This is a genomic window from Mesorhizobium montanum, from assembly GCF_033977145.1.
Classification (GTDB): domain Bacteria; phylum Pseudomonadota; class Alphaproteobacteria; order Rhizobiales; family Rhizobiaceae; genus Mesorhizobium; species Mesorhizobium montanum.
In genome coordinates, this window is the sequence record NZ_JAVIJF010000021.1 from 139289 (window position 1) to 147718 (window position 8430).

6 protein-coding genes and 1 pseudogene are annotated in these 8430 nt (G+C 59.8%); 1 reads left to right on the forward strand and 6 read right to left on the reverse strand.

Annotated features, from left to right (window positions below; translation table 11 throughout):
• Positions 1-71: 71 nt before the first annotated feature.
• Both ku and RFM68_RS26120 read right to left on the reverse strand, forming a co-directional pair.
• Entirely contained in the window at positions 72-968 is an 897-nt protein-coding gene (gene ku, locus RFM68_RS26115) for a non-homologous end joining protein Ku (protein ID WP_441338883.1), read from the reverse strand.
• Complete coding sequence (locus tag RFM68_RS26120; protein WP_320235896.1) at positions 961-1839, reverse strand: ATP-dependent DNA ligase; 879 nt, start codon at positions 1837-1839, stop codon at positions 961-963. The genes ku and RFM68_RS26120 overlap by 8 nt, the downstream gene beginning before the upstream one ends.
• Before the next feature lie 131 nt (positions 1840-1970).
• On the opposite strand from RFM68_RS26120, the gene RFM68_RS26125 reads away from it, so the two are divergent.
• Positions 1971-2156, forward strand: a complete 186-nt coding sequence (locus tag RFM68_RS26125; RefSeq protein WP_320235897.1) for a DUF3606 domain-containing protein — start codon at positions 1971-1973, stop codon at positions 2154-2156.
• A gap of 644 nt (positions 2157-2800) precedes the next feature.
• On the opposite strand, the pseudogene RFM68_RS26130 reads toward RFM68_RS26125, so the two are convergent.
• The 4 genes and pseudogenes from RFM68_RS26130 to RFM68_RS26145 all read right to left on the reverse strand — a co-directional run bounded on the left by RFM68_RS26130 (position 2801) and on the right by RFM68_RS26145 (position 8226).
• Positions 2801-4002, reverse strand: a pseudogene (locus RFM68_RS26130) (IS256 family transposase).
• 446 nt (positions 4003-4448) lie between these two features.
• A complete protein-coding gene (locus tag RFM68_RS26135; protein WP_320235898.1) occupies positions 4449-4748 on the reverse strand; it encodes a DUF1236 domain-containing protein in 300 nt (99 codons plus the stop codon).
• A gap of 835 nt (positions 4749-5583) precedes the next feature.
• Positions 5584-7134, reverse strand: a complete 1551-nt coding sequence (locus tag RFM68_RS26140) for a DegQ family serine endoprotease (protein ID WP_320235899.1) — start codon at positions 7132-7134, stop codon at positions 5584-5586.
• A gap of 708 nt (positions 7135-7842) precedes the next feature.
• On the reverse strand, positions 7843-8226 hold the full coding sequence (locus RFM68_RS26145; RefSeq protein WP_441338884.1) for a GFA family protein: 384 nt from the start codon (positions 8224-8226) through the stop codon (positions 7843-7845).
• Positions 8227-8430: the final 204 nt, after the last annotated feature.

Sequence of the window (8430 nt, forward strand, 5' to 3'; positions counted from 1 at the left end):
GCCGCATCGAAGGGTCGGCGGGTGTTTTAGGCTGGTTTGTCAAATATATAATCGCCGTTCCAAGCCGTGCCTTAAGCAGACTTGCGCGCCGGCTTCGCACGCGACTTGATACCCTCTTTGGCAAGGCTCTTCTTCAAAATCGATGCGAGGTTGACGACATTCTCTTTCGGTGGCGGCGCAGCCTTCGGCGGCTTCTTGCCCTTGCGCTTCGCATCGATCATCGCGATCAGCGCGTCCTCATAGGTATCCTCGAACTTCGACGGATCGAACTTCGTCACCTTCTTGTCGATCAGCAATCCGGCGATCTCTAACAGGTCCTTGTCGTATATCGGGACTTTCAGATCGTCGAAGACGCTGCTTTCCGAAACCATCTCGTTGTGGGTCCGCAGCTCGGTCAGCAGCATCCCCTTGCCGTATGGCTGTATCACGACCTCTCGCCCGCGCTGGTAAAGCACGACGCAAGATCGGGCCGCGACCCGCTCCGCGGCCATGGCCTCCCGAAGGACGGTGAAGGCCTCGAGAGCAGCTCCGTCGGCTGGAATGAGGTAGTAGGGCTTTTCGAGGTAGCGCGTGTCGATATCATCGATCGCCACGAAGCCCTCAACTTCAAGGGTGTGTTGCGAGGTTAGTTTCAGTTTCTTGATGTCCTTGGGCTCGATTTCCAGGAAATCGCCCTTATCCGCCTCGTAGCCTTTGATCTGATCCTCAGAAGGGACGACGTCGCCAGTTTGCTCGTCGATATAGGCGCTTTTGACTGGCAGGCCGTCCTCCCGGTTCAGGATCTTGAAATGGACCTTGCCCGCCTCGCTGGTCGCACCAACCAGTTTGACCGCACAGGAGACCGAACCGACCTTCAGAAAGCCCTTCCACACTGCCCGCGGCGCAGCCATATTCATCTCCTTCGCCGGATCGTCCTTGAGATGATGATCAACCCGCGCGCCCTTCGCAGGTTCCAGACGGTTAGCCATCCTCGCGGAAATCCTGCAAAGACGCGTGGCGCAGATCCTGTTCGCCGCGCATATGCTTCACGCGGCCCACCAGGCCAGGCTTGACCCATTGTGTCGCCGGCCGCTTCATGCCCTCCGGCGCTGGCCCGGAATGCTCCTGCACCCGCTGCCAGAGCCGTTCGCGCATTTCCCGGTTCAAGGTGATGAACGCCGCTCCAACATAGCGCCCGGTCCCGCGCTCGGCCATCAGAGCGAACGATGGCTTGCCAGGCTCACGCTCGACGCCGAGCAGATCGTATTCGTCGATGGTGTAAGATTTGGTCTTCAACCAGGCGGTCGAATTGCCGCTCCGATAGACGCTGTCCTTGCGCTTCGAGACCATGCCCTCGAGACCGGCTTGATCGATCAGATGAAAGATCGACTTCGCGTCACCGGGTAGCGCTTCGCTGAATTGGATGTGCTGGTTCTCTGGTATCAGTGCCTGCAGTATGTCGCGCCTATCGACCAGCGGCATGTCACGCAGATCATGGCCGTTCAAATGCAGCAGATCGAAGGCCACGAAGTACAGATCGTACGGCCGGCGGGTGATCGCTTTGCGAAGCTCCCGGAAGTCGGAATGCCCTGCTGCATTCAGCACGACGATTTCGCCGTCGATGATGGCGCTCTCGACGTTCAGCTCGTCGGCTACTTTCGCCAGTTCTCGGTATTTTGCTGTCCAGTCGAGCCCGCGCCGGGTGAAGATGCGCACGCCTTGGTCATCGATGACGATTTGAGAGCGATAGCCGTCAAATTTCAGCTCGTGGATCCACGCTGCGCCCTCCGGTGGCTTGTCGACCAGGGTCGGCAACAGAGGTGGATTAAAGGACAGCCGAAGGCCACCAGGCACACGCATCAGAACCCCAACGCATCACTCCAATTCGATTCAATAGCACATGGTCGTCTCCGTTCCATTAGAGATCACTGAAAAAGCAACTTGGAACATTCGCGCGAAATCGCTGTTCTCTCTGACCAGGAGAAACGGCCATGGCAGACGACAAGACCAGGCGAGATTTTCGGGATCGCGACCGCGTGTCGGCGGATGAGGACTATGAGGTGCGCTATTTCGCGAAGCAGCACCGCATCACGCCTGAGCAGGTGAGGAATCTCATCAGCGAGCACGGCAACGAGAGGAAAACCCTCCAGCGCGAGGCAAGAAAGTTGAGGGGGTGACCAAACTCTCCGATCTCGGGCCGCCTGTTACCGGCAAACCCCATCCAGAGCGTGGCGCTGTGCCCAACTCACCAACATATCGATGCCAGATATGCGGGCAGATGGTCGAAAAAGCGGACTTGCGGCAGGTTATGTGGCATGAGCAGCTCCAACACGAGCCCCTTGAGTTAGAAGGCTAGAAAGCAAAGATGTATCCCGAAAGGCGCGAGAGCCGGCTACGATGCGTGCGCGCTTGCCGCACTCGATCTTACAGTCCTTTTGCCGGCGCCTCCCTATTCGGCTTCCCGGTTCGCCAGCCGCCGAGGAACCAACCAAGCTACTTCCTGGTACGAAATCAACCGGAACGGAAGTCCTAGGAAACCGGGAGCCAAGCCATCCGGATGACTTTTGGCGCCACCAGGTGTGGAAATCCGAAACCGCCTATCCTCGTGGGAGCCGCTACCAATTCAGAATGATCCTCCGAATGTCTCGTGCAACAGAACTCCGCTTAGTGAATGTCACTTTCACGCCGATCTAATTCTGGGGATGGGGGGAGTAAACACGTATCAATGGGAGCTGGGTCCGGAGAAATCGTGGATCGTGTCCCAGGGAGTGGTGTAGCTGACGGTTTGGTCGCCGCGCTCTCCGGCAAGGGGCCGGGATGATCAGCGTGCCACAGCTGGCAGGCTGATGAGGGGATCATCGCTCATTTGGCTGATGGTTTCCAGTGTCATGTATCTGGCGCGCTGGACGGCCCATTCATCGTTCTGCTCGAGCAGGATCGCGCCGACGAGGCGGACGATGGCGTCATCGTTTGGGAAGATGCCAACGACCTCGGTCCTGCGCTTGATCTCGCCGTTGAGGCGCTCGATCGGGTTTGTGCTATGGAGCTTGACGCGGTGCTCCTTGGGGAAGGTCATGTAGGCCAGCACGTCGGGCTCAGCATCGTCCATGATGGTGGCGAGCTTGGGCACCTTAGGGCGGATCTGGTCGGCGACGGCACGCCATTGGGCGCTCGCGGCTTCTGATGTCTCCTGGGCGAAGGCTGTGGCGATGAAGGCCGAGACGACACGGCGCCCGCTCTTTCCGGCATGGGGGCCAGCACGTTCCTCATGAAGTGGACGCGGCAGCGTTGCCATGTCGCGCACAGCACCTTGGTGACGGCCGCCTTGAGGCCTTCATGCGCGTCGGAGACAACGAGCTTGACGCCACGCAGGCCACGACGTGTGAGCTTGCGCAGGAACTCCGTCCAGATCGGCTCGGCTTCCGACGTGCCAATCTCCATGCCCAGGACCTCGCGCCGGCCGTCCGCGTTGACGCCGACGGCGATGATGACGGCGACCGAGACGATGCGTCCGCCGCGTCGCACCTTCAGGTAGGTGGCGTCGATCCACAGATAGGGCCAGTCGCCCTCGATGGGTCTTTCGAGGAACGCCTTGACCTTGCCGTCGATCTCCTCGCACAGCCGGCTGACCTGGCTCTTCGAGATGCCGCTCATGCCCATGGCCTTGACCAGGTCGTCGACCGAGCGTGTCGAGATGCCCTGGACGTAGGCTTCCTGGATGACGGCGGTCAGCGCCTTCTCGGCCATGCGGCGCGGTTCGAGGAAGCCGGGGAAGTAGGAACCCTTCCTGAGCTTGGGGATGCGCAGTTCGACGGTGCCGGCGCGCGTCTCCCAGTCGCGCTCGCGATAGCCGTTGCGCTGGGCCGTGCGCAACGGGTTCTTCTCGCCATAGGCGGCGCCGGTCGCGGCTCCAACCTCCAGCTCCATCAGCCGCTCGGCGGCAAAGCCAATCATCTCGCGCAAAAGATCGGAATCCGGAGTCTTCTCCACGAGCGCGCGCAGGTTCATCATGTCGTCGGTCATCGATGGTTCCTTCGAATCAGGTTGGTGTCAGCAACCCGACCTTACCGGCGAACTGTCGATGACCACCGCAACGCAGCTCGCTCGCTACAGCGCTGTTGAGGGCGCGCTCGCGAGCGGCTCCGCTACCGCCGAGCTACACCACCTGTGGGGACGCGACCCAATAGTGGCCGCGGTGTTGGGACGCGAATGGTGGAGGCGCTGGCCCGACGGCCGCGAAGATACAGCATTACCGGCTCTCAATGGTTGCTGTAGAGAACCGGCCGCGTGGTTGCGATCAGTATCGCTATTTTCGATAACATGACGATCCGAGGGTCGAAGGTCGCAGAGATCGACAGCGGGCGGCGACAATTCGCATGTTGATGCTTTGCCGCCTGGTGATGTGATTAGGTATCTGCCTGGAGCTTAGCGAGGGGCGCCGGGTTGGCGCTCCTCTCCAGGAAAGCCCATCAGTCAAGGACTTTGATGATTGTATGGGTTTTGGGGTCAACGACCACGGTCCGATTGTCGATCACCGTGTATTCGTACTTCACGTTCGGAACCTTATGCAGTTCGACTTTCTCCGGCACGGTGGAACCGACCTTTAGCTCGACACCTGGCAACTTGATGGAAGCAAGTGGTTCCTTCTTCACGTACTCGCGGATCGTAGTTTCCTGTTCCGGCGCCAGAACCACAGTATCCGCCAGTGCCACGCAGGCGCCTGACAGGAGCATCAGGCCTGCGACAGAGTTGGTGATCAATGATTTCATTTCTTCACTCCATCAGATGCGTCCCTTCGCGAACGCTGGCAGCCGAGCCCAGCAGAACCGCCGACAGGGGACCGTCTTCAGCGATCCGATAAAGCAATGGCGTTCCAGGACCGAAGTTTCAGCGAAAATCAGCATTGAGCCCAATGCGCTTTAGCGGTCAGACTTTAGATCCCTGGCCGCCTGGGACTGTGTGCCCATTCTGGAACATTTGCCAGACGTTCACCTCAGATGGACTTTCCTGCCCATTGAGGACACACAATGAGGCATCCTCAGCAACCCGCCGGTGTGGAGATCCTTTGGCTTCTCGCCATTCCGCTTTCTATCGAGCTGGTTGTCATCTTCGCGATGGGCGCTCAAAGGAACGCGTTTCAGAACCTCCTGGACCTGCGAGGGCTCTGCTGTTGAAGAGCCTATCGGCGATCAGGATGCGCGGTGCAAGGCCGCGCTGCTCTAGCTGAAGCATCAGCCACAAGCGGTCCCTTCGGCTATGTACCAAGGCCTGGAGCATGCTGTTCGACGCCATGCCACAGCCCCAGTACCGCTTTCCCGATGGAGACAACCATCAGGTAAAGGTGCCATTTGTCGGCGGACCGCGGCGGTGTTCGCCGAGGCGTCTGTAAATCGCATCAGGGTGCCCGGTCTGGCGGTCTATCATGGACTCTGATGCGACAACCTCATACTTCAGCCAAGTGAAGGCGACGGTGCAGGGGATTGTCTGGGCTGAATCAACATGCCGCCGCCATTATCACTACTCCACTACAGAGCAGGCTGGCCAAGTGCCCTTTGTGGCGAACAGACGCTGGTCCTCCCTGACTCAAGCCTCGTATCGCCCGCTTCACCCGGCGGCAAAGGGCACCGCGACGAATATCTGCTGATCGCCCCGATCAATCAGCAGCAGCACCGACTTCTTGCCGGACTTGCCGGCCTCGGCGATTGCCTGATTTGCCTGCCTGGCGCTCTTCACCGGAGTCTGGTCGATACCGACGATGACGTCGCCCGGCTGGATGCCTGCCGCCGACGCTGCTTTGTCCGGACTGACGCGCTCAACCACGGCGCCGTGCTGATTGTCGGCCAGGTTGAGTTCCTGGCGGATATTAGGGGTAATGTCGGTAAGGCCGAGGCCGAGCGACGGGACGCCCTGGCCCTGTCCCGCTGACGGCTTGCCCTGCCCGCCTGTGGAGGCGGTCTGCGTATCCTCGGTGTTGCGGCCGACATCGGTCGAGATTTGGATCGTCTTGCCTTTGCGCCAAATATTGACCGTCTCCTTGGTGCCTGGCGCAACATCGGCGACGGCGCGCGACAGGTCCTTCGGATACTTGATCTGCTGGCCGCCAAAGCCTGTGATCACATCGCCGACCTCAATGCCCGCCTTGGCCGCAGGCGAGCCCTGGGTGACTGACGAAACCAAGGCTCCATCAGGGTGATCGAGGCCAATGGCGCCGGCGACATCCGGTGTGACAGGCTGGATCTGCACACCAAGATAGCCGTATTCGATGTTGCCGCCCTGCTCCAGCTTGGCGACGACTTTCTCTGCCTGATCCGACGGGATGGCAAAGCCGACGCCCACGCTGCCGCCATTGGGCGAGTAGATCGCGGTGTTGATGCCGATCACGTCGCCATGGATGTCGACCAGCGGGCCGCCGGAATTGCCGTGATTGATCGGCGCGTCGATCTGGATGAAGTCATCGAACGGCCCGCTGTGCAGGTCGCGCCCGCGCGCCGAGACAATGCCCTCAGTAACCGTGGTGCCGATGCCGAACGGATTGCCGATCGCCAGCACCTGGTCACCCGTCATCAGCTTATTGGAATCCCCCCATTTGATTGTCGGCAGCGGCTTGTCGGCCTTGACCTTCAGCACAGCGAGATCGTTCTTGGCGTCGTGGCCGACGAGCTTGGCAGGAAGTTCGGTGCCGTCGTCAAGCGTCACCTTGATCGAGCTCGCGCCGTCGATGACGTGGTTGTTGGTGACAATCGTTCCATCGGCGTTGACGATGAAGCCGGACCCGAGCGCCTGCTGGCGCTGCTGCTGCTGCTGCTGCGGCGGCGTCTTCGGCATAGGCATGCCCTGATCGCCGAAGAACTGGCGGAAATACTCGTCGAAGGGCGAATTGCCGTCAAACGGCGAGACTTCGCCCATGGGCTTGCGGTTCGCCTCCATGACGGTCGTGATGGTGACAACGGCGGGCTTCGTGGTCGCGACAATCGGGGCGAACGAGCCGCTCGGAGCCGCAGCTCCGGCGACGGGGGTCTGGGTCGTCGCAGCCACATTGCTCAAATTGGTGTTGCTTCCATTTTGCGCAAAGGAAATGACGACGGGAGAGATGATCAGCGCGGCGCCCAGCAGGGCGGCGACGCGATGCCTGCTAAGAATGCTCGTGGGTGACATGATCGTTCTGTCCGGGCGAGAGTTGAACGGGCGCCGCGGGCGGTTCTCAAGGGACGCCCAATCGGCGTGTCGGCAGCCGCGATTGCCTGTCTCGCCATACATGGCAACCGGCCGTCTCGACACCAAAGCATCTAGGATGCCCAAAGGCCCGAAACAGGGGCCTCGAGATGACCTTACAAACATTTAATTCAGAAAGCGCTTACGGACTGATCTCTCCGGCACAGGTGGGCGGAGGCGATCTCACGGATAGTGCGTTCCGTTGAAACCAGGGTGAGGTCGGTCAGGCGCTGCATGATGCGACAATAAGCAGTACGGTCCCAATCCGGCAGATCGCCGACCAGCATGCCGTCTTAGATGGCGAACCCTTCAAGTGAAGCAATACCTGGCCATCAAGGCGATTCATCGAGCGTCGATGGGCAATGCGGTTAGTTGGCTTCTCAGGTCGCATATAGGAGCGATTGGCTTTTGCCCACGGCGCCTTCTCGTGTCAAAGGCGGTGAGATGTGAAGGCGAATCGATCAGACCGGGAGCTGAGAAAAACCCGCACCACGATTTCCAGGTGTTATTGTCGCCATAGCAGAGTGGGACTGACTTGCGGACATCATAAAGGCCAGTGGTCAACATGAAACAACCGCAACAGTTCGGACAAGCGCCGGTGTCCAGCCGTTGGCCATCTGGAAGAATAACGCTGCCAGAGGCGGAACGTGGCTAACCTTCTTGTTCCTGGGGGAGGCCATCAGCCAGATCGTAAAAATCAGATTTCGAGCCGACGAAAATGTGTTTGCTGAGATGAAGGCCGGTCGGCGGGTCAAGGGTGCCGGCCGAGATGAAGGTTTCCCCGCTCGAAGTCGCTCTCCAAAATAGGTTGCCGCCGCAGCGTGAGCAGAAGCCGCGCTCGACATTGTCCGACGACCGATACCAGCGCAATGTGGACGAAGTCAGCAGCCTAAGATCGGCCGATCGGCAGGCTGCCATGGCCGCGAAGTTGCCGCTGGTGCGCGCGCACTGGGTGCAGTGGCAGGCGATAGGCTCTGCGAGTTCGCCCGCGATTTGGTAGCGCACACCTCCGCATAGGCAATGTCCCGATGACATGGAAACCTTATTCAAGAGGCGGGGTTTTGTTCCGGCCTGTTGCGAAAAACTTCGTTGCGCTCCGAGGGCAGGACTAAATAGTCGACCGTGAACAATGAGATTGGTCAGGCATCGATCTCGTTTGGCTGACTTTGGAGGGCTGCGATGAGAAGCCACAAAAGCTGCCTGAACCAGTTGAGCAGGAGGGAGAAGTTGTAGCCGGCG

Bases quoted from the DNA above. Each gene is read 5' to 3' on its own strand.
- RFM68_RS26145 (WP_441338884.1), bottom strand. From the start codon at position 8,226: ATGTCATCGGGACATTGCCTATGCGGAGGTGTGCGCTACCAAATCGCG.
- RFM68_RS26140 (WP_320235899.1), bottom strand. From the start codon at position 7,134: ATGTCACCCACGAGCATTCTTAGCAGGCATCGCGTCGCCGCCCTGCTG.
- RFM68_RS26135 (WP_320235898.1), bottom strand. From the start codon at position 4,748: ATGAAATCATTGATCACCAACTCTGTCGCAGGCCTGATGCTCCTGTCA.
- ku (WP_441338883.1), bottom strand. From the start codon at position 968: ATGGCTAACCGTCTGGAACCTGCGAAGGGCGCGCGGGTTGATCATCAT.
- RFM68_RS26125 (WP_320235897.1), top strand. From the start codon at position 1,971: ATGGCAGACGACAAGACCAGGCGAGATTTTCGGGATCGCGACCGCGTG.
- RFM68_RS26120 (WP_320235896.1), bottom strand. From the start codon at position 1,839: ATGCGTGTGCCTGGTGGCCTTCGGCTGTCCTTTAATCCACCTCTGTTG.